Origin of the sequence: Bradyrhizobium sp. PMVTL-01 (assembly GCF_051861855.1) — a bacterium.
In the GTDB taxonomy this organism is placed as follows: domain Bacteria; phylum Pseudomonadota; class Alphaproteobacteria; order Rhizobiales; family Xanthobacteraceae; genus Bradyrhizobium.
Genome location: NZ_CP193982.1, coordinates 2,513,090 through 2,537,069 on the forward strand (window position 1 = coordinate 2,513,090; position 23,980 = coordinate 2,537,069).

The following is a 23,980-nucleotide window of genomic DNA, read 5'->3' on the forward strand; positions in this document are numbered from 1 at the left end:
CTATCGTCGGCGTTCGAGCTACAGGATTGCCAGCGACACAAAGCCGAGTTCCGCCTTCGAAGTCCGGCTGGCACGCCAAATCAACCTCGCCCCGCGAATGTTGCTAGATTGCGCCACGTGCCCTGGCCTATTCGATGTAGATCCTTTAGTCCGAGAAAACTGCTGGCCAACGGGTGCTGGGCGAGCTTCTGGAAAGCGGAAGCCGCATCGCCAGTATTCCGCTCGAAACAGCGGTACTCCCGGCCGGCAGGCTGCTTCTGTCCCTTTCATCGATCTGGCGTGCGGCACCGCTTCAAGGCACCTCTAATGCTCATTGAGGCATCTGACAAAGACATGTCTGATTTCGGAATCTTTGATTAGAGAATGTCTTTAGATAGTGGTGAATCATACACCTGCGCGCTCATTCGCCCAACAGGTGTCCGAGATCGGCTTGGCACACAATCTGAGAGGTTGACGGAAGAGTTCTCCTGCCGATAATCCAAGCCGTCGAGGTTCTCCGGTGCCCATTTGATCCGGAGCTAAGAGGGAAGCCGGTGCGAATGCCGGCGCTGCCCCCGCAACTGTAAGCGGCGAGCCGCTGTCCAACGATGTCACTGAAGCCTCCAAGGCTTCGGGAAGGCCGGACAGCAGCGATGACCAGCAAGCCAGGAGACCTGCCCCGACAAAATATTGGGTCCACGGGCGGGGTGTCTCGGTGGTGCGCCAAGCAGCCGTCGCACGTGCGACTCCCCTGCCTGCGTCCGCCACGGCCTCTGTCCCCAACAGGGGTTGACACTATGTCTCTTCGCTCTCTTCCAATCGCTACGCTCGGAACGCCGCGCATCGGTCCAAGGCGTGAGCTCAAATTCGCTCTCGAAAGCTACTGGGCCGGAAAGATCAGCGAACAGCAGTTGCACGAGGACGCATCCGGCCTGCGCGCAGCGAACTGGGCTCGTCAGAAATCTCTCGGCGTCACGATCATTCCGTCGAACGACTTCTCGCTGTATGATCAGGTACTCGATACAAGTGCCATGGTTGGCGCCATCCCGGAGATCTACGCCTCGAAAGGAGAATCCGTTTCGCTCAAGAAGTACTTCGCCATGGCTCGCGGATCACAATGCGACGACCAGGATGCGAGTTGCGGTCAGAGCCCGCGGGGATCTGGCGCACCCGCGCAGGGAATGACCAAGTGGTTCGACACCAACTACCACTACATGATTCCCGAGTTCTACAGGGGACAAGCGTTCAGACTGTGCTCTCGCAAACCCATTGAAGAGTACGAGGAAGCAAAGGCTCTTGGCTTCCAGACCCGCCCGGTCCTGATCGGGCCGGTCACATTCTTGAAGCTCGGCAAGAGTGCCGATAGCGCGTTCCAGCCCCTCGCCCTTTTGGATGATCTTATACCGGTCTATATCGACGTTCTGCATGAATTGGCCGAACGAGGGGCTAGTTGGGTTCAGATTGACGAGCCCTGCCTGGCCCTTGATCTCGATGAGGCGGCGCGAAAATCTTTGCTACATGCCTATAACCGGTTCGCAAAGGAGGGACCGGCCATCAAGATCATGGTTGCTAGCTATTTCGGCGCGTTAGGCGACAATCTAAATACTGCCTTGAATCTGCGAGTTTCCGGCCTGCACCTCGATCTTGTTCGAGCGCCAGAGCTATTGGATCAAATCATTGCAGCGGGCCGAAGAGATCTCATCATGTCGCTCGGTGTGATCGACGGCCGGAACATATGGCGCTCGAACTTGTCGTCGCTCCGTCAGCGGCTGGATCCAGCGATTGCGAAGCTCGGCAGGCGCCGTGTACAGCTCGCTCCATCCTGCTCGCTGCTTCACGTGCCTGTCGATGTTGAACTAGAGACCGGGCTTACGTCCGAGGTCAAAAGCTGGCTTGCTTTCTCGGTTCAGAAGATGCGTGAGCTTGCGATCCTGGGGCGGGTACTCGCAGGCGACCAGAATGTTGGGCTAGCTCTTGCCGATTCGGAACGCGCTGTGACTGCCCGCCGGACTTCGCCGAAGATCCATGATGCCAATGTCGCTGTCCGGATGAGGACGATCGACGAGACGATGCGCCGGCGCGCCAGCCCATTTGCCCGCCGTTCCGAGATCCAAAGGAAACGCTTTGGACTACCAGATTTTCCTACCACGACGATCGGATCGTTTCCACAGACCACAGAGGTCCGAAATGCTCGTGCGGCGCATGCGCGAGGTGCGATGAGCGACGAACAATACGACAGGTTCCTCAAGGAGGAGATAGCCCGCGCCGTACGTTGGCAGGAAGACATCGGTCTTGACGTCCTCGTGCACGGCGAATTCGAGCGTAATGACATGGTGCAGTACTTTAGCGAGCAACTCGCCGGCTTCGCATTTACCATGAATGGATGGGTACAGTCCTATGGTTCGCGCTGCGTCAGGCCCCCGATCCTGTTAGGGGACGCAGTACGGTCGAAGCCGATCACGGTGGAATGGTGGCGCTACGCGCAATCACTAACCAGTAAGCCGATGAAAGCGATGTTGACCGGACCGGTGACGATCCTGAACTGGTCGTTTGTTCGCGATGATATTCCTAGAAGCGAGGTCTGCCGTCAGCTTGCGCTCGCGATCCGCGACGAAGTCCGCGATCTCGAGAATGCCGGCGCGGCCATGATCCAGATCGACGAAGCTGCACTCCGCGAAGGATTGCCATTGCGCCGAACAGACTGGAAGGCATATCTCGATTGGGCCGGGGATTGCTTCCGCATCTGCTCATCGGGAGTTGCCGATCAAACGCAAATCCATACACATATGTGCTACTCTGAGTTTAATGATATCATCGCTGCGATCGCTGCAATGGATGCGGATGTCATTTCGATCGAGTCGTCGCGCTCGAAAATGGAGCTACTGGATGCATTCAAGAAGTACGAATATCCAAATCAAATCGGACCTGGCGTGTACGACATCCACTCTCCACGCGTTCCCGAGGCGAGCGAAATGAAGGAGCTGATGGTGCTAGCTCGCACGCGTTTGCGGGATTCGCAGCTCTGGGTCAATCCGGACTGCGGCCTAAAAACGCGCAAATGGGAGGAGGTCCGGCCTGCACTAACCAACATGGTCGCTGCCGCTCGCGAACTGCGCGCTGCAGCCTATCCGCAAAACCATTGATCCCGAGCCCGGGTCTGTTCTCGACAAAGCTAATTCGCTTGTGGCCATTTGCGCTTTCCACAATGTCGAGGCAAGCCCTGGCGTCAAGAAAAATGTCCGGCCCACTTCGTGGACCGAGGAAGGTGCAGGGTCGGAGGAACGACGGTGACGCGTCGCGCTACTTTCGTCCGCCGAGCGAGAATAGCCGAACGGTCGATCAAGGCGACAACATCGAAGGATCTGCGCCTATTATAAAGCACAAGTCCATCGCAGCTAAATTATGCGGCGGTATGCGACCGTACAGCCTGAGATTTAAAAATCTACACCGACGTTTGTCGCCCATGAGCACGATGGCAACGGTTGCGACAGCAATGAGAAAAGTCATGCTTGACGGACACCGCGAAGGTGCCCACCACGATTCGGTCCGCTGGAAGATGATTCCCGTCAGGCTCGCTCATTCAATCGACGCTGCATCGTTTCCGGTCCCTACCCAACTCACGCCGGTCCATTTTGCAGGAAGGCGCCGCTATCCCGGCCAGATACGCCAATGCGTTGGCTGCACGGCGACGTGCTTTCCGGTAGTCGCGTTGATCCATCCGCCGAAGACCCGACGGCAAGGAAACACAACCCGGTGAATCGAATTACCCTCGATCACGGCAATCTCCAGATCCTGATCGAGTGGCGGCACCGTTTCGAGCCGCTCCCAGATCAGATCGCCATTAGATCCTGGTCGGTGTTCATTGCTGCGGGTTGACAAGTTTAGATAACCTTGTGAAGACTACGCACGTTGCTTGGGTTCCGCGCGGACAGGCTCAGCCCGATATCGCGCGAGCGGCCCGCGGTGTCGATCGCGTCAGCCGCGGCGAGAGGGCTATCGGCCATGCGCCGTTGTGAACGGAACGCGATCCACTCGCGAACTGAAATATTTGGATTTCCGCCACGAAAGAACGCCCGAGCTTCCGTCGAATCGATCTGATCAGCTCAAGAACTCGGTTGTTGGTATTTGTAGCTGTACTGCACCAGCTAAACCGGACTGCAGCTCCAGTAATCTGGCCGGCGGCGGGGTAAATGGTCCGGCTTTCTGTCATGTCACGTCCCTTATTGGTGAGACATTCCCTGTCCTGCGGTGTCATCCTGCTGGGCGTGTGGGTGAGCTCGGCTGCGCCCTCGCGCGCGGCAGCCTATCCAGCGAGAGCGCAAAGACATCGGATTCGCTTAACAGCGTTAGGAAGAGCGTAGCTCCGCTCGGAGCCGATAGTCGGGCCGGTCCGCAGGCCGAGAAAGTAGATACGCCCTTGCGAGCGGCGCAACCTATCATGTGCAGGTCATTGGCCCGCGGCTCGGCTGCGCCTGGCAGCAGTCCTAAAAAACGGTCGCTGGTACCCGGACATGAAAGCATCATGGGCGTCAAGTCTTTCTGTCTGCCATGCCTCTGACCTTACTGGAAGATACTTTTATCAGGACGCAGCCGCCGCAGCGTTGATGCGGGTCAAAAAGTGGTGCCCGTTCGGGATTGGTCGAGCTCGAACGGGCACAACGAGCCGCAGACGCCCGCGTTGACAGTCGACATGTCCGAACCCGCGCTTCCGCCAGCGCCTCGCGTTTCTCTGCAACGCGCCCAGCATGTTGATTTGAGGCGCAACTTACGCCCATTGGGCTACGACAGCATTTTCCTCATTGCTCCCACCCGAATCGTCGATCGATGTTCCGCCTTACATTGTCGGTAGCCTTGCCGGCGCTGATCCCACCCTTAAGCTTTGGAACTGAACTCCTGGACCGGGCTCATCGACGACAAGCCTGATGATCGGATCTGCTGTCGCGCCGGCAAGTGGACCGTCGGATGCAAGATCGGGATGCGCGTTGCCCCGCGATCGTTTGCGCGTATAGCCGTCCGTCGGCGCATATCAGAAATCCGGCCGCGATGAGCCGGCAAGCGATCGCGGTTCTTCGCGACAACAGGAGGCTAGCGCCGCGCTGCTATGGACCTGTCTTCGGAGGAGCGGTCAGAGCTCTTCGAATGCTGCTTGAGGCAAATCAAATACTCTAAAGGCGAATGGCAGATATTGGATAAGCGAACCACAGGAAGAGGGGGTCATGCCTTCATTTGACGTTCGGTTTATTAAGACCGTCTGCGACGATACCGGGGGCGAGCATCGCGCGTGCCAGGCAGCGTTCACGGTCGATGCCGCCTCGCTGAGTGCTGCTGCACAGAAGGCGGAGACCGATTTCTGCAGGCAAAAGAGAGTCCGCGATTGGACAATCTTCGCCGATGTGTTGGAGCTTCGAACCCCGCCTGCATGAGCTAATCCGTCCACATCAGCCTTTCGAGCATCCCGTAAGGACGAGGTCTCCTGAATAAGAAAAGGGCCTTGCACTTCTCGATTGTTCCACCGAAGCCGGAAGTATTCAACACCGACTAAGTCTCGTAGTTTTCGGCCGCGACCGTTGTGCTCGCCAGTCATGGCATCGCCATCAGCGTGGACGGCTTGGGCGCCGGGCGCGACATCGTGGTCGTCGAGCATGCCTACGACACGTGTATCCGACGCCCACGTCTCGATTGCACGTACCTTGCCTTTCAGAATGGCCAGCGTCCCCTTTGAACTTTGGCGGTTCCGCTCCAGATCAGGCTTACTTCCGCTCGCTGCATTCCGTGCGGTAGCCTTACTGTGGCACACGCTCCACTTATAGAAACGGCACTACCTCGGCAGTCGTGTTGGAATCCTGAAGGGACGGCCAATACGCCATCACCCCGTGGCGAACCTCCCAAGCCAGATAGGTTGAATTGCTGGTGTAGAGCGCGTATCTGGCAATAGCGTAGCGCCGATCTGACCTATCGAGCAAAGCGAGATCTCGGAAAAGCAGAGAGCGGAAGATCGCGCTGCCAGGAGGTAAGCGTGGCCTTAAATTCGTACGACGAGTGGTCGAGATTGAAGGAAGTCATAGTGGGTACAGCCACTAATTATGCGGCTCACGATCGCGAGCTCTCTTTCGATCTATTCTTTTATGACAACCTTAAGGTCCGCTCGGAGTGGTATTATCCGCGTCTCTTGTCTGCGGCAGCAAGTACGCAAGCTGGCGCACGGGTCCGCCATCGGATCAAGGACTGCTACCTGGACTGACCTTGCCCCCAAGTTTTATCCAGTCCTGAGTTCGCCCCGGCTGTTGGATTTACCCGAATGGGCGGTCGTAGCGACGGGAGCTGGTGCGGAGCCATCGGCATAGCGCAGCGCCAGATCCCGTCGCGGGCAGGTGTGAAGGCAAACTCCGATGGTGTTTTCCATCCGAGTTGCGAGTGAGGTCGCGTATCGTTGTAGTCGGCCCGCTTCGCGTCCTATTTCGACCAAGGCGCGCGATGGTCAGTGATGCCGCGCCCGTTGGTGACCGACCGGTCATTCGACCGTTCCTACGTCCTATCAACGACCGGTGGCCCAACGGAACCGATTTCAAATCCCGGAACGCATCCCCTATGACGTTGGCCTGGAGATGATGTGGGATGGTGCGCAGTGTTTGCGGCTGGGACGCGACCTCGTCGTAAATATCGCCACCGAGAATCATGCGATGGCATGTGATTGGCTAGAGCGCCATTTGGAGGGAAGATCTCGGATCCACCGTGCCTACAAGTTGAGCGATAGCTATATCGATAGCATGGTCATAGCGCTTGCACCTGGGCGGCTGCTCGTGCGGTCTCGCGAGGTGGCCGATTATTTGCCAAAAGCAATGCGCAAATGGGACATGATAGTGGCGCCCGAACCACTCGAAAATAATTTCCCAACTTACGACGATGACGACCACCTTCTGTTGTCCAGTCTTTACATAGATATCAACGTCCTTTCGGTCGCTCCTGACGTCGTTTTAGTCAACGACGCCTGCCCAGAACTGGCTCGGATCCTCGAACACAATCGCTTTCAGGTAGTCCCGGTTCGGCACCGCCATAGGCGGATTTTTGGCGGGGGGTTCCATTGCTTTACTCTCGACACGGTCCGGGAAGGCGGCCCGGAGGATTACCTCAACTAGCACCGACGATATACGTAATCGTTCCGAAGCAACGATCGTACAGTCGCTGCTTTGGAGCCTGATAGCTGGCGAAGGTGTGCTCGTGCTTACGCTGGATCACCTAGTTGCCAGAATTCAAAACTAGGGCGTATGCTCCCCAGCGCCGCAAAGTAGCTGAGCCAGTTAACATGTACTCTCCGCCGCGTTGGAGGTCGACGATCGTCGAGTGTCCTCCAGTGGACCGTAAGTTGGGACACGAACGCGCTCACATCTCGCGGCGCGATCGTGCCCGTGAGGTCTTCACGTGTCAGGACGGGAGCAATTGAATGTCATCTGTTCGTCCAGTGACTTGAAAGGAGACTGTTGCTTCGATATCAGCAAATCGGTGAACAGCCGATCTACGCTCGCGTCAAAAAGAGACACCACATGTTCGACGTTTATTTGAACCAAAGACACGATCTTTTGGTCCTTCCGAAAGGCTTTGCGATCCCCGCGGGATTGGACGGCAATTGGAAGCGAAGGAAGCGTGCGGTTCGTTCCGTGAGCGCCGTCATTCGTCAGGACGTACAACAGCGTGGTTACCACCGGCGTCGTTTGATCTCCAGTCGGTCGAAGGCGGCAGTTGAGACCTCGTCAAACTCCTAGTCAAGCAGCTATCTGGTGCTGAACCGTCCTTCGGAGCACTCTGGCAGGACGTCGCCGATGCCGTCTCGGAAGCGTTGCTTACCTGGCGACGGCAGGTGGGTGTCCTGCATTGGGCTTAAGGAGGAAGCTTTCTTTTCAAAAGCGGCGCGCTGCTCTGGAGCTTACCTCAAAATAAGCATTATCCGGCTTTTCCTTGAATCAATGACGTGCGCCTGAGTTTTCAACTGTCTATACTGAAGCGACTTGCCGCCCAACCGCACGGTCAGGGGAGCATCGAAGTCGTTAAGCAGCATTTGGCGATCTATTATGGCAGCGGCCCGGAGTTGCCGGCTCGTATGAAGCGCATTGCAAGCCGCGCCCCCGCCTCGATATTTTGGGCCAAAGGCTGATCGAGCGGAAGGCCGGGTACTGGATTATCACCGACGAGGGAAGGGAATAGCTCGAGACGCTCGCACACTTGGATCGGGGTACTATGGAGGCGGCGGTCGAGCGAGAGGTCGAAGACCTGAAAGCTGGGCAGCCGCCCTCTCTGACTTCGCAGCTGGGAACGAATGCGCGCAGAAAGCGTCCCACGGCAAGCGATTGAGCCCACGTAAACCAATATCGGGCGTCACGGGCAGCCGCTTAACCGTTGCCGCTGGTTATGTACGACCAGGTCGCGAAGTTCAATTTAGAAACACTGTGGTTGTGATGGGTTTCAGAGGGCGAGGTTTGTATGAACTCTACAAGCTGCACACCCTCGAGACGCCTCGCTGGGAAGACGTGACCGAGCTTATACCCTGGCGCGACTTCCTATGATATTGCCTGTTTTTTGCGGTCGTCGCGCCTAGAAAACCATGTTACAAGCCGCTCCTCTCAAAAGGAGCATTCATCGTGAAGAAAGCAACCAATAAACGCGTTAAGCGGCGCGAATGGACTAAGGCAGATATCAAGGAGCTCAAAGTTCATTCGAAGGCCCGAACCCCGGTGATAAAAATAGCAAAGATGACCAAACGCAGCGTCGGTGCTCTCCGCCAGAAGGCCTTAAATCTTGGAATCGGACTCGGACATCAGCGGTAGCTTTGGGCAGCGCTGGTACTGGCGCGGCAGGGCGGCTCGCAGGCCGCCCTCACCCATGGAAATTTTGACGCAAATTAGTTTTGCCGATCCGCGCTGAGAGGATTTTTTGGATGCTGTTTCAATGTTGCGGTGGGGGGCTCGAGCATCCATCTCATTGATGAACTATTGTGATCTCAGTTGTTGTGACCACTCGTCATCCATATCGGCAGCAGAGACATTGTCTCGGCTATAGCCCTGTCAAGGATCTCCCACACGAACGGCCGAACAATCTGCCTCCGTCACTAGAGGTGCGGCCAAGCTCGCGATTGCCGATCGGGTAGTCCCGTGGCCTGTTAAATCAGGTCCACATCAATCTAACACTAGCAATCTAACACTCATTAGCCCGGTCAGGGAGGAGCAGCGTTGCGAGGTCCGCTAACTTAACTTCTTACAGTTTGGACGAATGGGCTTGTGTAAAACAAGCTGGCGCGACCTATAATACAGTGTGTTGACGGACCAAGGGCGGCGCTCACCGGAAGTGAGTCTGGATCGCTACCGCGCGAGAAGATTGCTGCGTCCTAGCCAGTTGTGATGTCCACGATATGGTCTGCGTCTTTGTCGCACTGCGCTCATAGGCCGAAATTGATTGGAATATGCCGAGCCTCAGCGAGGTGCATGTCGCATTTACCTCTTCAATGCCCCCAGCACATGCATCTTCTGACTAAAGGTAGCAATCTTCCATGCCGCGCGCGGCCCTCGGCAAACGTCGGTATAGTTCTTTTCAACCTTCCCATATCCGCAATCAATCTTCGTGCAATTGAGCTGTTGCTTGATTTCGTCTAATTGGGTCGGGCAATCGGGGAAGCGATTGCAGTTATCCTTCTGTGATCCCACCCAATCGAGCTAGCGCCGACAGGGGGCGCTTGCCAAGCACGAGTGTCTGAACGATGAGCGGACGTCTTGGTCGTTCACCTCAGGTGTGCTTTCTCCTCGGTCTTCCACGATCCGGGACGACACTCCTGGCACATTTGCTGCAGCTCCATCCGGACATTGTAGCTCCGCCTGAACCCTGGTTGATGTTGGCGCTTGAAGCGTTTGGCAGGGTGGATCGGCGCCATCCGGCGGGCAGCTCACTGATTGAGGCCGCAACCTCCGAATTCTTGGGACGGATAGATCGCAAGATCGCTAGCCGTGCTTTTGCAGACGCAGCATACAATCAGTATCTGGCAGGAGCGGGCAAGCGCATCATCATAGACAAGACACCACGCTACTGGACGGTCCTCGACTTTGTTGAATCCGTGTACCCAGAGGCACCACACATCCTCTTGATGCGCAATCCCTACGCCATCGCCGCTTCACTGAAATCGACGTGGGGCATCCCACTGCGGGCAGAAAGCTCGCGGCCGGTCAGCGTATCCAGTCTCGCTGAGCTCATGCTCCGTCTGCCCGATGGCATAATATCTTCACTCGCCGATTTGGTTTTGGGTCTGCCTAGGCTCGCCGCGCAACGTACTCGCCGGCAGACTCATTTGGTGCGATACGAACTGCTCGTGGCGCATCCGGACGAGGAAATCCAGCGTCTACTGGCAGGGCTCGGCTGTGATCCAGGAGGCGTCGCATCGGCGAGGATGGGACGAGCAGATTATCTTCAATCCAGCAGCTTTGGGGATCGAAAAATCCTGGAACGAAACGCCATCGATGAAAGCTCTGTCAAATCATGGCAATCTCAATTGAGCGTCGAAGAGATGCAAACCGTGACCGATCTAGTCGGTGCCGAGCTGTTGCTAGACCTCGGATATGAGGAGGAACTGCTGCATGTTCAGAAAGCCGGAGTTCTGGACAGGGGACGGGAGATAACCGAACTCTATCATCGGATGTTCCGAACCTGGTGGGATTTACGAAGTGCCAAGGCAGGAGGATTGTCCGGCTCATCTCACGCTGGAGGGTCGGTCCACGCTTCTTGGAACATTTCAGAAAACCGAGACGTGGCTATCGAGATGTTGCGAGGCGAGGTCGCGCGGCTCGAACAGATCCTCAGCATCTCCTAAGGAATCTGGATGCTTGTGATCAAGACACGCTGGTTGATTTAGTCAAGCTCGTTAATCGGCGCGCTGATCCCCCGATCAGGTATGACGCAGTGGCGCCGGCCGCACGAGCGGAAGAATGCGATATGCGCTGCCGCGTCCGTAAGTCTGCCGTCCAACGGGCTTGACCTGATGGACGAGCCATGCGTCTCCGCCGGTCGTTTCTGGCGCGGATATCGCCACTCTAGGGAGCCATAGAGCGGCGAAGAATAGAGATCCTCACGGAAAAAAGATATATGCTGCCGAAGCATCTGCGCCGTCTCGAGGCTGAATCGATTGAAATCATGCGTGATGTGGTCGCCGAGTTCGAAAGGCCCGTCATGCTTTACTCCATCGGAAAAGATTCAAGCGTGATGCTGCACATCGCGATCAAGGCGTTCTACCCGGCAAAAATACCTTTCCCACTGCTTCACGTCGATACGACATGGAAGTTCCGCGAGATGATCAGCTTCCGAGACGCAACAGCCAGGCGACTCGGCGTCGACTTGATTGTCCATGTCAACAAGGACGGCGTCGCGCGTGGGATCAATCCGATCGATTGCGGCTCCGCGCTCCATACCCAGGTGATGAAGACCGACGCCCTGAAGCAGGCGCTCGACTTCCACGGATTTGATGCCGCCTTTGGCGGAGCCCGGCGCGATGAGGAAAGGAGTCGCGCAAAAGAACGGATACTCTCCTTCCGTTCGGCCGGACACGTATGGGAACCCCGTAACCAACGGCCGGAGCTCTGGAGCCTGTTCAACACACGGATTCGCCAGGGCGAAACCATGCGCGTGTTTGCGATGTCAAACTGGACCGAGCTTGAGGTGTGGGAATACATCATGATCGAGAAAATTCCGGTCGTTCCGCTCTACTTCGCAAAACAAAGACCGATAGTGCATCGAAATGGTGCGATGATCATGGTTGACGACGAGCGATTGCCCCTTAACTGCGACGAGACGCCGGAAATGCGGATGATCCGCTTTCGCACCCTTGGATGTTATCCCTTGAGCGGGGCAATTGAATCCAATGCGACGACGATCGAAGGTATCGTCGCAGAAATGCAAACTGCGACTGTGTCGGAGCGCCACGGGCGCCTCATTGATACAGATGAAGCCGCTTCAATGGAGAAGAAGAAGCGGGAAGGCTACTTTTGATGTGCACAAATCCGACAATGGAGCCGGTCCCGGCCCGGACGAAGGATCAGTTGCGATTCATCACATGTGGCTCGGTGGACGACGGCAAATCGACGCTGATCGGCCGATTGCTGCACGACAGCAAGATGATCTACCACGATCAGATCACGGCGCTGGAACGCGACAGCATCAAATACGGTAGCACCGGGAATAACATCGACTTCGCTCTGCTTGTGGACGGCCTCGAGGCCGAACGGGAGCAGGGCATCACGATCGATGTTGCCTACCGCTTCTTCTCTACGCCGCGGCGCTCCTTCATGGTGGCCGACACTCCTGGCCACGAGCAGTATACCCGCAATATGGCTACCGGTGCCTCGCAAGCCCAGCTCGCCATTATCCTGATCGATGCCCGCAAAGGCATGATGGTTCAGACGCGCCGCCACTCTTTTATCTGTGCGCTGCTCGGTATTCGGCATATCGTGCTGGCAGTTAACAAGATCGATCTTGTCGCTTACGATAAGGAGTGCTTCGATCGGATCGCCCGTGACTATCTGGCCTTTGCTGCCGGTCTCGGCTTCACCTCGATCGTTCCGATCCCGATCTCGGCCCGCGATGGCGACAACGTCGTAGACCGCTCCGCGCGCGCCAACTGGTATCATGGCCCCTGCCTGCTTGAATATCTGGAGAGCATTGACATCCACTCCGGGACCGCAAGCCTGGCTTTCCGCTTTCCGGTACAATGGGTGAACCGGCCGAACCCGGAGTTTCGAGGCTATGCCGGGACGGTGGCTTCCGGGAAGATCTCGGCGGGGGATGAGATCATCGTCGCCGCGTCGGGACGGACTACGCGCGTCAAACGGATCGTGACCCACGGTGGCGACCTTGTCGGTGCCGAAGCCGGGGATGCGGTGACCATTACACTGGAAGACGAAATCGATATCGGCCGTGGCGACGTTCTGTCACGCCCGGACGATCAACCGCAGGTCGCCGACCAGTTCGCTGCTTATGTCATCTGGATGGACGAGGAGCCGCTCGCTCCGGGACGCAATTACGTCCTGCGGATCGGATCGCAGACGATTGCCGGCAGCATTACCGAAATTAGGCATCGGATCGACGTCAACACTTCTGAGCATCTGGCCGCCGGGATGGTTTCCCTGAACGAGATTGCTTTCTGTAATGTTGCGACCACAATGCCCGCAGTATTCGATCCCTACGACGTCAATCGGAAGACCGGATCATTTATCTTCATCGATCGATACACCAATCGTACGGCCGGGGCCGGCATGATTGCCTTTCCGCTACGCCGGGCTGCGAATATTGCTAGGCAAGGCCTATCCGTGGATCGGAGGGAGCGCGCCGCGCTCAAGAATCAGAAGCCCTGCGTCATCTGGTTTACCGGCCTGTCTGGTGCAGGAAAGTCGGCGATTGCCAATCTCGTTGATCAAAAGCTGTTTGCGATGTCGCGGCATACAATGCTGCTGGATGGCGACAACCTCCGGCACGGATTAAGTGCGGATCTGGGCTTCTCGGAGGCGGATCGCGCGGCGAACATTCGGCGTGTCGGTGAAGTTGCCAAATTGATGGCAGACAGCGGCTTGATCGTGATCTGTTCGCTTATCTCGCCCACCAGAGCCGAACGGGACAGGGTACGCACCCTGGTTGGCAAGGGAGAGTTCATAGAAGTCTTTGTCGATACGCCGATCGAGGAATGCGCGCGGCGAGACCCGAAAGGGCTGTACTCAAAGGTGAAATCAGGCAAGATCAAGAACTTCACCGGAATCGACGCGTGCTACGAAGCACCGGTAACACCGGACATTCATCTCAGGACCATGGAGCAGACCCTAGAGCATTCAGCGAAGACGGTGGTGGATTTCTTGATGGCGTGCTCAATTCTTGATGGTTAGATGTTCCTCACACCGCGTCATCGATTCGTAGGATATGCCGCTGATACGGCTCAGGCGATGTGGCTGAGGCGGGCCTGCGACCGAACGTTTCGCTCTAAAGGAACAAAATGGTCGCACTAACTCGTGTGCTGCCAGCTTCCGGTTATGTGCTCGAAGTGGATGGCCAATTCGAAACCGAGTACGCGAGCAAAGATGGAGCATGGTCAAAAGCCGAGGAGCTCAAGAGACGCCGTCCCATGCTGCAGGTCAGAATTTACGACGCGGTGAGAAAGTCTTGAGAGGAAGTCCGTCTTCCGCCAGGTTGAATTTTCGCTTGGCGCTTTTGCTGCTTGCGGCCAGCAGGAAGGCATAGCTCCCTTCAAGGCCCCCGCGACTCGGCTGGCTTTAACCTTCGGAGTACGAAGCTCGTGCGGCGATTTCCGGGGAGCTGGCTATCCGACGAGCCTGCACTTACTCCCGGCATATTGATCAATTCGGTCAGGACCCATCCTGTCGCGGTCATGGTAACGTCCGACAAGCTTACTCCCTATTGGCCGCCGCTCGTGGGCGAACACCGTCGGCGTACGCTCCGCACCTTCGTATCCGAGGCAATGCTGCCGCGAACATCAGCCATCCTGACCTACGGAGCTCCCGCCGCGTGTTTGGATCATGCTTCGTTCCGCCTTCCATCGTGTCGAATGAAGGCGGCTATGGGCACGGCCGAACCCTTGGCAAGCGACTAAGACTGATGTCTTGATGATCCGCTGTGGTCAACCGTCAACGTGCTCGACCGCGCTGTAGACCGCCTCGGACGGCATCATCGAGCGGCCCCTGCAGAGCAGAAGAGAGCAGAACGACTCGGAAGTGCAGCTATCTCCAAACCAGAGTGTCTCACTGGCGAGGTACTTGCGCGCACCGGGTGCTGGTGGTGCGCAGGAAACTCCTGCTCGCCGGCCACGGTTTGGAGCCGCCGTAACCCACAACATGCTGACCGCCGCCACTCGGTGAGACGTCTCGCGGCGAAGCGGTCGTGTAGTGCCGAGAGATGCTGCCAGCCTAGTGATCGCTTTCAAGATGGGCTGGACTCGGCTCGACGTACTCCTAGCAATTCAGGACGAGATGCTCTGTCTAAGGCCGCTCGCCGAAAGGTCTCGACTGATCCTTGCTGACCGGGCAGCGATCCAAGATCCGCTGCCTGCGTCGGCCTGTCGCTGCGAATGGGAGTACGTGAGGAAAAATTCGCGCGAGAAAAACTCCGGAGAGGGTTGAAACGCCCGTAACGTCAAGTTGTACGATCTCCGAAATCGCCAACACGGTCATTAGCGTGGCAAATCCTCCAGCAAGCGACGGAGTGCAAATGTATCAAGTCCCAAGCAAACGCATTAGACTTCGGCCGCGAAGGACGATGATCGAGTGTGCCATGCCTAATCAAAGGCGCGACGATCCCGGCGGCATCGCCCGTCGGAGGTGTCGCGACACTCGGGCCGCCGAAATTCAGATAGTCATACTCAGCTGTGACCGACCATGCGGGCGTAAGCGCTTGCTCGACGCCCAGCCCGATGATGCCGCCGATGCGACCGTAGCCAAAATGGGTTTTCTCCTGTGGCGATAGGCCCCACTCGTAGTTATTGACGACGTCGCCCCGATTGTTTTGCCAAGCCACGCCTCCCTTGAGATAGGCCAGTGTGCCACCCGACGCGCCAAACGTGTAACCGACACGACCGGTCGCGGTGGCAAAGACGTTCGGACCTGCCTTGCAGTTTGCACCCACGACAAAGCCGGACGACGCGAGGCAGGTATTTGTGCCGTCGGACACAGCACCGCTGGCATCGAGTTCGACGCCAAACACCCAGCCGTTCTTCTTCCAATTGTAGCCGATCTGGCCACCTGCGAGGAACGTCGGCGTATCGACGATGCCGCCAAAGATTGACGGGCCGTAGGGATTGCTGAAGGAGGTTTGGCCGTACCCGCCGCCGACGTGTCCGCCAATATAGCCTCCGGACCAATTCCACACCGCCGGTGGCAGTTTCACTTCCGGCTCAAAGTCTGCCGCATTGCCGGCACCACTTGCGACGAGCGCAATTGTCGTGGCCCCCAAAAGAAGAACTCCAGATCGCATTCAACACGTCCCCTGCATTTTCTCGGTCCATAACCGAGCGTCCATAAGCTATCGCCGCAGCAAACCGTCGGGTCGGAGCAGACGCTAACAGCGACACGCGCCGAATCCGTCCCGAAGACCATCGCACTGCGGTTGGTGATGATACCGCAAAGAGAGCAAGTCGCGTGCCGAATTGAATTCGCAGGATTTGCAGGCACTTCGTCGCGGCGTGTATCGCCAAGTGCTGACATTGTCTCAATACCGACAGCCGCGCGGCCACTGCCCAGCAATACTTGGCTAACGCGGTGTCATGGGCCGAAGCGCACGATGCGCCGGTCTCACTTTGGCTACCAGAAGCCTTGCTGCCTCAACAGATGGAAAGACAGTGCTGGAACGGGCTGCGTCGCTTCGAAGATATTTGAGATCGATCTGTGCTCCCGAGCGGTCTCATCGAGAGCACTCTTCATTTGACGCCGCTCTAGTCTTCAGACGATATCCTTGCCCCTGCGGGTTGAGGACGAGGCTCTCACAGGTCACTCCGGCGATTACGCGTTCTGGGTCACTCCACAGAGTATCGGTCCAAATCAATCAACGAACCCTTCGGCAAGTCTCTGCGCGAAGTGGCAAGGAATCCGTTGTCTCGCCTGGTCGTGGGTCTTGGACAGAAATACAATGCCCGGCGTTATCGTCGTGCGAAGTACAAATCGACCGATATTCAAGAACGACGACGCGAAGGTCACATTTTCTTCGAAAACCGCGTGCTAACTGTCGCTTGGTTGTCGCGGCCGGATGTACGCCGTGGCATCACGGGAGCCCCGGCTTTCGTTTTTTGGGCGCGAGAAGTCCGGCCAATTGAAGATGCCTTTTGTGTAGCTTGATTTGAGTAGGATCATGACGCCTCGCACGACAATTCTGTTTTGATCTGCAGGAACCGTCCGAGGCAGAGCGAAAGCCGAGTAGAGGCGCAGAATATTTGCGACAATCCCGATTTCTTCGCTGGCTACAACCAGTTGCCCGGACAGGTGCATGGGCTGGACGGCGCCCCTGAATGGCCCGCGATCCGGGCTATGCTGCCCGATCTGGGCGGGAAACGTGTCGTCGATCTGGGATGTGGCTTCGGCTGGGCCTCGCGCTGGATGCGCGAGCAGGGCGCGGCCTGGGTTCTGGGTCTGTCGCAAAACATGATCGAGCGTGGCCAGGAGAGACACAGCGGAACGGCCATCGAGTATCGCATCGCCGATCTCGACACGCTGGACCTACCTGAGACGGCTTTCGACCGCGCCTATAGCGCGCTAACCTTTCACTATATTCAGGATTTGGCCGCCTCGTGCATGTGATCCGCAAAGCACTGGTTCCTGACGGCCATTTTGTCTTTACGATTGAGCATCCGATCCTCAAGGCATGCGGCGCATGCGCACTGGATTTCCGATGAGGAGGGCCGCAAAACTTGGCCGGTCAATCGATAAGCGCCATGGCGGCAGTCACGGGGCACGACTCGCATCTGGTCGGATGGTGGGTTATCGCCGAACCCGAGGTATGCAGCACCGCGGTGATGCGGATACGTGCGCCGAGATGCTCGGGATTTCGGGGATGATCGTTATGGCCTCGGAAGCCGCGTGGAACAGCAGGCCATAAGTGCCGATCGCACCCCATAATCGGCAACACTAGAGTCTAACGGCCCTGAACCCGCGGTAAGCGCGCCCCAGGCAAGCGGACGACGAGCTGGCCGTCCGTGATATCGACGACTTCCTTGCGCTTTCTCCCGTCATCGTACCGCAATTCGAACGACACTCCCGATGCAGATGGGGCAAAGGGCTCAGGCGTAAGGCTGATCCACCCCTCCCCCAAATTCAGAATGATCGGTCGATCCGCCCGGAATCGGGCGTCGAGCAGCACCAAGTCCAATCGGAGAGACTGGAGCCGCACGTTGAGCCGTCTCCGCACGCCATCACGTGGCCAGATACGCAGGGTGTGAGCGGACGTCTCCATGATGCCACCGTGACAAACCTGCCCAAAGATGGGATCGTCGGCAACGATCGTCGCAGCAGCGCGGACCGCCCCACAAAATCCCAGGTCGATCTCGCACGAGTAATACCACGATCCACGGTGATGCGGCTGACCGAGCCATGTGGTCCCGCTCGGCGCCGGCTCGAAGCCGCCACCGGCCGCGCCGTCATTCTCCTCGCCCGGATACCAATAGCCATGACCCGCCGACGCAGGGCCGCTGTTCAGCAAAGCCCACGCGCTGAGTTGTGACGCATAGCCGAGACGAAGGAGCGGATGTGGGTCATCTGCATCGTTGAGCGCATGATCAAGCAGCGCCCAGCCACCCATCTGCGCCATGTAAGTCAGCGTATAGGCGTCGCCCGCAGTGGCGCGATAATCGCTGCCCAGGTAGTAATAAGCAGGTTCCAGCCAGCCACGGCAGAACAGATTTGCAGCGATCTGACGCTCCGCGAAGGCACGCGCTGCCGCCTTCGAAACCCCCATGGCGACAGGGTCGTCAAGGGCCGAGCGCGCCAGTGCCTGAGTCGATTCGAAGGCTGTGGAATCGAACGGATATTCAGACGCGAACAGGTCCGCCTTGGGATCGACGAAGGCGCGCACCTTACGCGCCCAGTGCGCCTCCAACGTCGCCGCCTCGCGCGTCAAGCCCGCCGTCGTGAGCGCCGAGACCAGTTCGGGGATCACACATTCGTTGTAGAAGCCGGTGCGGTAGGCAGACCACATTACCACGCGCTTCGGCACCGTGAACATGGCCAGCGCCGTACCGTAGGCGTGTACCAAATAATCTCGTGCGCTCTGGCGGGTGGGTATCGCGGGATGGTCACGCGCGATGCGGTGCATGGCCAAATACATCGCGAAGATGTGCGGATAGTCATAAGGCCGCCAGATATGCAGGCGACCCTTTGGGCCGGGATCGCTGCTTTCCCTGTTCTGCTTCCAATCCGGTATGCCGTAGAGGCCGTAGGCGTATGCCTCCTGTGTGGTACGTTGCAGCCCTCCCCAGACGAACGTATCTATATACCGATCGAGCGCCGCCACTTCCGCCACATCAGGATGCTCGGCATTCTTGGTCGCGAGGTAAGCGGGCTTGCTCAGCCCGGGATCGTCGCACGTCACCTCGTAGATGCGCCAGCCCTTGATCCGGTCGTAATTGTCCGGGCCAAGCAGGACCTGGGTCTCCATATTCCACTCGCCAAACAAACCGTCGTACCATTTGGACGGGTTACGATGCTGTCGCTTCACGATGAAGGTTGCGCGCTTCTTCATCATCGTCTCGACGGGCTCGGTAGCGAAGAATTCAAGAAAGGTCTGGCGCGCACCCGGCTGGTGCAGGGTCAGCCGGTTCTCGCCCAATCGCGAAAAGCGAACCCGCCACAGGCGCCTGCCAGCCCGATCCGGCAACCGTTGTACCACCGTGTCGCCGGTAAATTCCGCTTCGATTCGCTCCACCGGAATGGAGGACGCGAGCGCGATGTCGACATGCAGGTCATTGGGAACCGTCATGCCCGGCATTACTTCCACGTCCACCAGACCGGCGTCAGCGATAGCCCTGCGCGCCGCTTCATAATCGGCAACCCACTGGAAGCGGAGACGGTAGCGCCGTTGCTCGGCCGGCGGCAGGGACAGGGAATGGGTCGGCTGTCGCCAGCGAGTCCCGCCCGCCACTGCCTCGCCGGCGGCCGCCCCGCCCAAGATGTAGGCGCACCACGTTCCACTGGCTTCGGCCGAATCGTTGTGGACATCCCAATATTCCAGTGACGTGTCCGCTTCCGGTAAGAGCATGAGGAAGGGACCGGTGCTGTTGCCGCGAATCCAGAAGATGTGCGATCCATGCCCTGAGACGAAGCTGTGCTTCAAAACCGCCAGCGATACCGGTTGCCTCGCCGGAAATTCGGTGTTCATCGGCATGGGCAAATAGAGATCGCCAACCTCCACGCTCGCCATGCCGTCGTTCCGCAGCATGATCTCCCACGTCAATCCAGCCTCGTCGACTGCGAGGCGGGTCGTGAGAAGGACGTCGGCATCGCGGGCTGCTAGTTCAAGGGCCGCGCTATGCATCGGCTTCGTTGCATCAACGCCGGTTCGAAGCGTATGCCACTCGGACCCGGCACGCCGAACTCTAGCGTGAGCCGTCCCCAGCGCTGCTCCGGGCAGAACATAATCCGTGTCATACACATCGTTACGATAACGCAAGGAGGTAATGCCTTCTTGTGTGCACCCAACGACGAAGGGAGAGTCGGCCGCCTTCAACATCATGGCAACCTTGCGCTGCGGCCGATTGGGTGTAGGCACCGTAACCCCCCCAAAGAACGCGCTAGCCAAGAAGCTACTGCCCAACAGCATCGTACGACGCGTATACGTACAGGCTTTAGATATGCCTTTAGTCTTCGTCATCAACCCTATCCGGTATCGCTCCATACGGATGATCAAGGCGTGCCGTTTCCCACCGTAAACGCGCGCGCGCCGTCAATGCGACAAAGCGACATACCTTCTCAAGTGCCCAGCGTTCGGTTGGCACCGCTTCGTCACCATCGGCGCTCTCGGTGCCCTTGGACACCAAAGCTCGCTCGCAAGGAGGCCAAGCTGCTCTTGGGCCTAGTTGCCATGGCAAGGACCCAGTCGACGACAAAGCCACGGCGCGCCTGAGGTATTCGGCCGAGCGCTGCCCATCGACATTGCGCGGCTTCCACTGCCGGCTCACTACTGCGTAGTCTTACTGAATCAGAGTGTCGCGGCTTTACCGAGAAGATTCATACCTATTTGAGAAGACTCATCTTTTCGGCACGCTGAGAGGCTGAGATGCGTCTGGCAAAATGGGGGGCGTCGCGCCGAGGTTTTCGGCCTATGTTGAGGGTCTTACGAACGTGATCGGGCACGCAGGCCGAGCCAAACCGCTTCGCGATTACTGTGCCGGTCTGATGATGCCTTGCGATCGCAAGAGTGTCGAGCCGATGGCGGCCATCAAGGCTCCTGGGAGCGGACAGCAGCGCAACACCAGCCGTTGTTACATTCTGTCGGTCAAGGCGACGACATTCGGATCAATCCCAAGCATCGGAGTTGCTGCCGGTCCTGCAGAGACCGTCGAAAGGCTTTCGGTGGATCTTTGCTCCTCTAGTCGTATTGCTCGTTCTTTGCGCCGGAGCAGCCTATTTTTTCGAAACGTTTGCCGAGGCGCCGCCGGCGCACGAAGTCGTGCACCTGAGGGTAGGGACGCGTCCTTTTAGAAATCCAATCCGGGCAGCAGAATACGGCCGATGAAATCGCCGAGCTCAATCGCAACGTCGATGCGCAGTAAGCCGAGCTAAAGCGGATCTCGGATCCTTCTGTCGCCAGCGGTGCGCACCACATCCAAGCCGGAAGACAGACGTCCGGCCCTCGAAAGCACAAGGCCCACGTTCTGTCGGAGGCGCGCCGCTGACTGGGAGCCGAGCATGGAACAGCGCTGATTAACAAAAATGCCTGCCATATGGAGGCTGCGCCTTCCGACCACGTCGAAACCAACCGCCACCATCTTGATCGGCAGGCCGAGCTCTCATTGCTCCGCGTGGCTTAGGAAATCCTCTGTGAGTCGCAAGAAGTTCATGAGCAGGACGTGCCCCTGTGAGGTAAGTATCGACTCGGGATGGAACTGGACCCCATAGGTGGGATAATAGCCGTGCGTGAGGGCCATGATCTCGCCTTCCTCCGAACGCGCTGTCACTATGAGGTTCTGCGCACATGACTGATCAAGCTCGACGATAAGAGAATGGTAGCGTCCGACGTCAAGCGGGCTTTGCAGCCCCTCGAATAACCCTCGGCCGTCATGCGCAACGTATGAGCGCCGACCGTGCATGGGCCGATGCGCGCGCGCCACCCGTCCTCCGAAAACGCTCCCTATACACTGATGTCCAAGGCAGATGCCGAGAATTGGTACGCGTCCAGAAAGTTCGCGAACCACTGCTGTCGATATTCCTGCCTCAGTTGGGGTGCAGGGGCCGGGCGATATGACCACCGCGCGCGGGTTGAGACCAACGAGCTCGCTGATGCTGATAGCGTCGTTTCGGATCACTTCCGTTGCTTCACCGAGCTTGTGCAAATAGCGGGCAATGTTGAACACGAAGGAATCGTAATTATCGATGATGACAATCAAAATGCACCAGCTGGTTCAGAAACCAAATGCATCAAAGATTCGCTCTGCCTTGGCGAGCGTTTCCTCGTATTCGGCCTCGGGCTCCGACAAGGCCGTTATACCGCTGCCCGCATGAAACACAGCCAGGTCGCCGTCGATCGTGACAGTGCGGATCGCAATACTCGTGTCCATGTGCCCGTTGAAGCCGATGAAGCCGATCGCCCCACAATAAACCTCTCGCGCTATGCGCTCGATTTCTGTAATAATTTCCATCGACCGGAGCTTTGGCGCGCCCGTAATGGAGCCGCCGGGAAAGCAAGCACGGAGCAGGCTAACGGCGTCTTCGTCTCCGCCAAGTGTCCCAGTAACGATCGACACGAGATGGTGCACCGAGGCATAGGACTCGAGATCGCATAGGGCCGGAACCTCGACCGAATGCGCAGTGCAAACGCGTGACAGATCGTTACGTAAAAGGTCGACAATCATCGTATTCTCGGCATGATCTTTTTCGGAAGCGAGGAGAGCAGCCGCACGGCGGTGGTCTTCCTTGAGATCAGGCGAACGCGCCATCGTGCCCTTGATGGGGCGTGTCTCGACTTGTCGCTCGTCAAGCTTTAGGAATCGTTCCGGCGAACTTGATGCGATGGTCAACTTTCCCCATCGCAGCAGGGCCGCAAAAGGCGCCGGATTCAATGATCGTAGCTGGCAATAGAAGGCGAGCGGATCAAAAGAGGTCGACAGGCGGGTGCTGAAACGCTGCGCAATATTCGTCTGGAACACGTCACCCGCAAGGATCAAGTCGATCACGTGTTGTACCGCCGCAATGTAGCGCTCGCGGCTGAAGTTCGAGCGCCATGCGCCGGCTTTGCTGGGACAACCGTTCTGTGACACCTTTGGCCCGGCAAGCAATGCTGCAAACTCGTCGGCTCGACGACGCGCTCGTTCGCTCCGTCCCGCGCGATCCTGCTCCGGCCATCCGGTCGAGACGATCCAGCATTTGTTATCCCGGTGGTCGAAGCTGATGACCACGTCATAGAAATGCAGGATGGATTGGGGCAAACCCAGACCGGCAATTGCCGGCGCAGGCAATCGCTCCAATGTCCTGTTCATGTCGTAGCCAAGGTAGCCTGCCGCTCCTCCCTGGAACGGCGGGAGATCGGGGCGATGCTCTTGCGGATACTTCGCGAGTAGCGTTCGAAGGACCTTCCATGGATCGGCCTCGAGAGTCAGTCCGTTCCAACTGGGTTGGCCGTTCGCGACCCTGTAGGTGCTGAACGGGTCGCACGTTAGATATGAGTAGCGCCCAAGCAGCTCGTGCCTTGCTGCGCTATCGAGAAACGTCAGATGCGATCGATGCCCGAGACGTCGCATCGCTGTGACAGGTTCAACCCACTCCAACTCGCGAACGTACATCGGATTATCGGTCACCGGCGGCTGACGTCGTGGAAGTGCCGTTCCATCTGTTGCCCCACCCGATGAGCATGACGCTTATCTGCGATGGGCAAAACATGAGGGCCATTGCCAAGTTAACCCGGCGGTGGACGTTTTGCTCCGACAGCACCTGGATCATCCTGCCGGGGAGGCGAAAGGGCATCTATCGACACATCGTAGTCGGCCGCGAACCGCAGCTCGCGGAGCGGTCGGACCCGCTTAATCGACTCCTGGTAGAGATCGTGCGCTTTGTACGCTGCAAGCTCCGCCTCATTGTCGAACTCACCATAGACCACGATGTCGATATCGTTGCCTAGCTGATCGGTCTTACGGTTGCGGGCAACCTCAAGCCGGCGCGCATGTGGTATCGTGGCGAGAAGCGAAAGACCTTCGATGATCCGGTCGATATGCGCCTCGTCCTTGGCGCTAAAGAAGACGATGTGACGAATCATGGCCGTCCGTGGAGATGTCGCTGGC

Annotated in this window: 12 protein-coding genes, 4 pseudogenes and 1 riboswitch; of the genes and pseudogenes, 10 read left to right on the top strand and 6 right to left on the bottom strand. The window is 57.9% G+C overall.

The annotated features are described in order from the left end of the window. Window positions 1-472: 472 nt before the first annotated feature. Window positions 473-675: riboswitch (cobalamin riboswitch) on the top strand. A gap of 101 nt (window positions 676-776) precedes the next feature. The 3 genes from metE (at window position 777) to ACRQ5Q_RS11315 (ending at window position 5,402) form a co-directional block, all read left to right on the top strand. Next, window positions 777-3,122 (top strand): 5-methyltetrahydropteroyltriglutamate--homocysteine S-methyltransferase, encoded by a 2,346-nt coding sequence (metE, locus tag ACRQ5Q_RS11305; protein WP_439397765.1) that lies wholly within the window; start codon window positions 777-779, stop codon window positions 3,120-3,122. A 526-nt stretch (window positions 3,123-3,648) separates the two neighbouring features. After that, window positions 3,649-3,855: a hypothetical protein gene (locus tag ACRQ5Q_RS11310; RefSeq protein WP_439397767.1), complete on the top strand. Its 207-nt coding sequence runs from the start codon at window positions 3,649-3,651 to the stop codon at window positions 3,853-3,855. Window positions 3,856-5,195: 1,340 nt separating this feature from the next. After that, complete coding sequence (locus ACRQ5Q_RS11315) at window positions 5,196-5,402, top strand: hypothetical protein (RefSeq protein ID WP_439397769.1); 207 nt, start codon at window positions 5,196-5,198, stop codon at window positions 5,400-5,402. A gap of 833 nt (window positions 5,403-6,235) precedes the next feature. Here ACRQ5Q_RS11315 and ACRQ5Q_RS11320 read toward each other — a convergent pair. Beyond that, window positions 6,236-6,423 (bottom strand): annotated as a pseudogene (locus tag ACRQ5Q_RS11320) (IS3 family transposase); the annotation flags it as partial. A gap of 101 nt (window positions 6,424-6,524) precedes the next feature. Here ACRQ5Q_RS11320 and ACRQ5Q_RS11325 point away from each other — a divergent pair. From ACRQ5Q_RS11325 to cysN, 5 genes are all read left to right on the top strand, one after another. Beyond that, window positions 6,525-7,115 (top strand): hypothetical protein, encoded by a 591-nt coding sequence (locus ACRQ5Q_RS11325; RefSeq protein WP_439397770.1) that lies wholly within the window; start codon window positions 6,525-6,527, stop codon window positions 7,113-7,115. A gap of 1,497 nt (window positions 7,116-8,612) precedes the next feature. Further along, the gene (locus ACRQ5Q_RS11330) at window positions 8,613-8,798 is read left to right on the top strand and encodes a hypothetical protein (protein WP_439397772.1); all 186 of its coding nucleotides are present in this window, start codon (window positions 8,613-8,615) and stop codon (window positions 8,796-8,798) included. A gap of 926 nt (window positions 8,799-9,724) precedes the next feature. After that, window positions 9,725-10,825, top strand: a complete 1,101-nt coding sequence (locus ACRQ5Q_RS11335) for a sulfotransferase family protein (protein ID WP_439397774.1) — start codon at window positions 9,725-9,727, stop codon at window positions 10,823-10,825. A gap of 272 nt (window positions 10,826-11,097) precedes the next feature. Beyond that, window positions 11,098-11,997 (top strand): sulfate adenylyltransferase subunit CysD, encoded by a 900-nt coding sequence (cysD, locus tag ACRQ5Q_RS11340; RefSeq protein WP_439397776.1) that lies wholly within the window; start codon window positions 11,098-11,100, stop codon window positions 11,995-11,997. Further along, window positions 11,997-13,880, top strand: a complete 1,884-nt coding sequence (gene cysN, locus ACRQ5Q_RS11345; protein WP_439397778.1) for a sulfate adenylyltransferase subunit CysN — start codon at window positions 11,997-11,999, stop codon at window positions 13,878-13,880. Before cysD ends, cysN begins: the two co-directional genes overlap by 1 nt. Before the next feature lie 1,261 nt (window positions 13,881-15,141). Here the strand turns inward: cysN and ACRQ5Q_RS11350 are convergent. Next, entirely contained in the window at window positions 15,142-15,978 is an 837-nt protein-coding gene (locus tag ACRQ5Q_RS11350; RefSeq protein ID WP_439397780.1) for an outer membrane protein, read from the bottom strand. A gap of 899 nt (window positions 15,979-16,877) precedes the next feature. On the opposite strand from ACRQ5Q_RS11350, the pseudogene ACRQ5Q_RS11355 reads away from it, so the two are divergent. Then, window positions 16,878-17,420: pseudogene (locus ACRQ5Q_RS11355) on the top strand (class I SAM-dependent methyltransferase); the annotation flags it as partial. Between the two features lie 208 nt (window positions 17,421-17,628). Here the strand turns inward: ACRQ5Q_RS11355 and ACRQ5Q_RS11360 are convergent. Beyond that, window positions 17,629-20,382, bottom strand: a complete 2,754-nt coding sequence (locus tag ACRQ5Q_RS11360) for a DUF5695 domain-containing protein (protein ID WP_439399786.1) — start codon at window positions 20,380-20,382, stop codon at window positions 17,629-17,631. 395 nt (window positions 20,383-20,777) lie between these two features. Between ACRQ5Q_RS11360 and ACRQ5Q_RS11365 the strand changes: the two are divergent. Then, window positions 20,778-20,986 (top strand): annotated as a pseudogene (locus tag ACRQ5Q_RS11365) (IS701 family transposase); the annotation flags it as partial. A gap of 510 nt (window positions 20,987-21,496) precedes the next feature. Here the strand turns inward: ACRQ5Q_RS11365 and ACRQ5Q_RS11370 are convergent. From ACRQ5Q_RS11370 to ACRQ5Q_RS11380, 3 genes and pseudogenes are all read right to left on the bottom strand, one after another. Then, window positions 21,497-22,093, bottom strand: coding sequence for an anthranilate synthase component II (locus tag ACRQ5Q_RS11370; protein ID WP_439397782.1), 597 nt, complete (start codon window positions 22,091-22,093; stop codon window positions 21,497-21,499). Further along, a pseudogene (pabB, locus tag ACRQ5Q_RS11375) lies at window positions 22,090-23,485 on the bottom strand (aminodeoxychorismate synthase component I). Before pabB ends, ACRQ5Q_RS11370 begins: the two are co-directional and overlap by 4 nt. 113 nt (window positions 23,486-23,598) lie before the next feature. After that, a complete protein-coding gene (locus ACRQ5Q_RS11380; protein ID WP_439397784.1) occupies window positions 23,599-23,955 on the bottom strand; it encodes a Dabb family protein in 357 nt (118 codons plus the stop codon). Window positions 23,956-23,980: the final 25 nt, after the last annotated feature.

Excerpts from the sequence above, each read along its gene's own strand:
- metE (WP_439397765.1), top strand. The coding sequence starts at position 777 with ATGTCTCTTCGCTCTCTTCCAATCGCTACGCTCGGAACGCCGCGCATC.
- ACRQ5Q_RS11310 (WP_439397767.1), top strand. The coding sequence starts at position 3,649 with ATGCGTTGGCTGCACGGCGACGTGCTTTCCGGTAGTCGCGTTGATCCA.
- ACRQ5Q_RS11315 (WP_439397769.1), top strand. The coding sequence starts at position 5,196 with ATGCCTTCATTTGACGTTCGGTTTATTAAGACCGTCTGCGACGATACC.
- ACRQ5Q_RS11335 (WP_439397774.1), top strand. The coding sequence starts at position 9,725 with ATGAGCGGACGTCTTGGTCGTTCACCTCAGGTGTGCTTTCTCCTCGGT.
- cysD (WP_439397776.1), top strand. The coding sequence starts at position 11,098 with ATGCTGCCGAAGCATCTGCGCCGTCTCGAGGCTGAATCGATTGAAATC.
- cysN (WP_439397778.1), top strand. The coding sequence starts at position 11,997 with ATGTGCACAAATCCGACAATGGAGCCGGTCCCGGCCCGGACGAAGGAT.
- ACRQ5Q_RS11350 (WP_439397780.1), bottom strand. The coding sequence starts at position 15,978 with ATGCGATCTGGAGTTCTTCTTTTGGGGGCCACGACAATTGCGCTCGTC.
- ACRQ5Q_RS11360 (WP_439399786.1), bottom strand. The coding sequence starts at position 20,382 with ATGGAGCGATACCGGATAGGGTTGATGACGAAGACTAAAGGCATATCT.
- ACRQ5Q_RS11380 (WP_439397784.1), bottom strand. The coding sequence starts at position 23,955 with ATGATTCGTCACATCGTCTTCTTTAGCGCCAAGGACGAGGCGCATATC.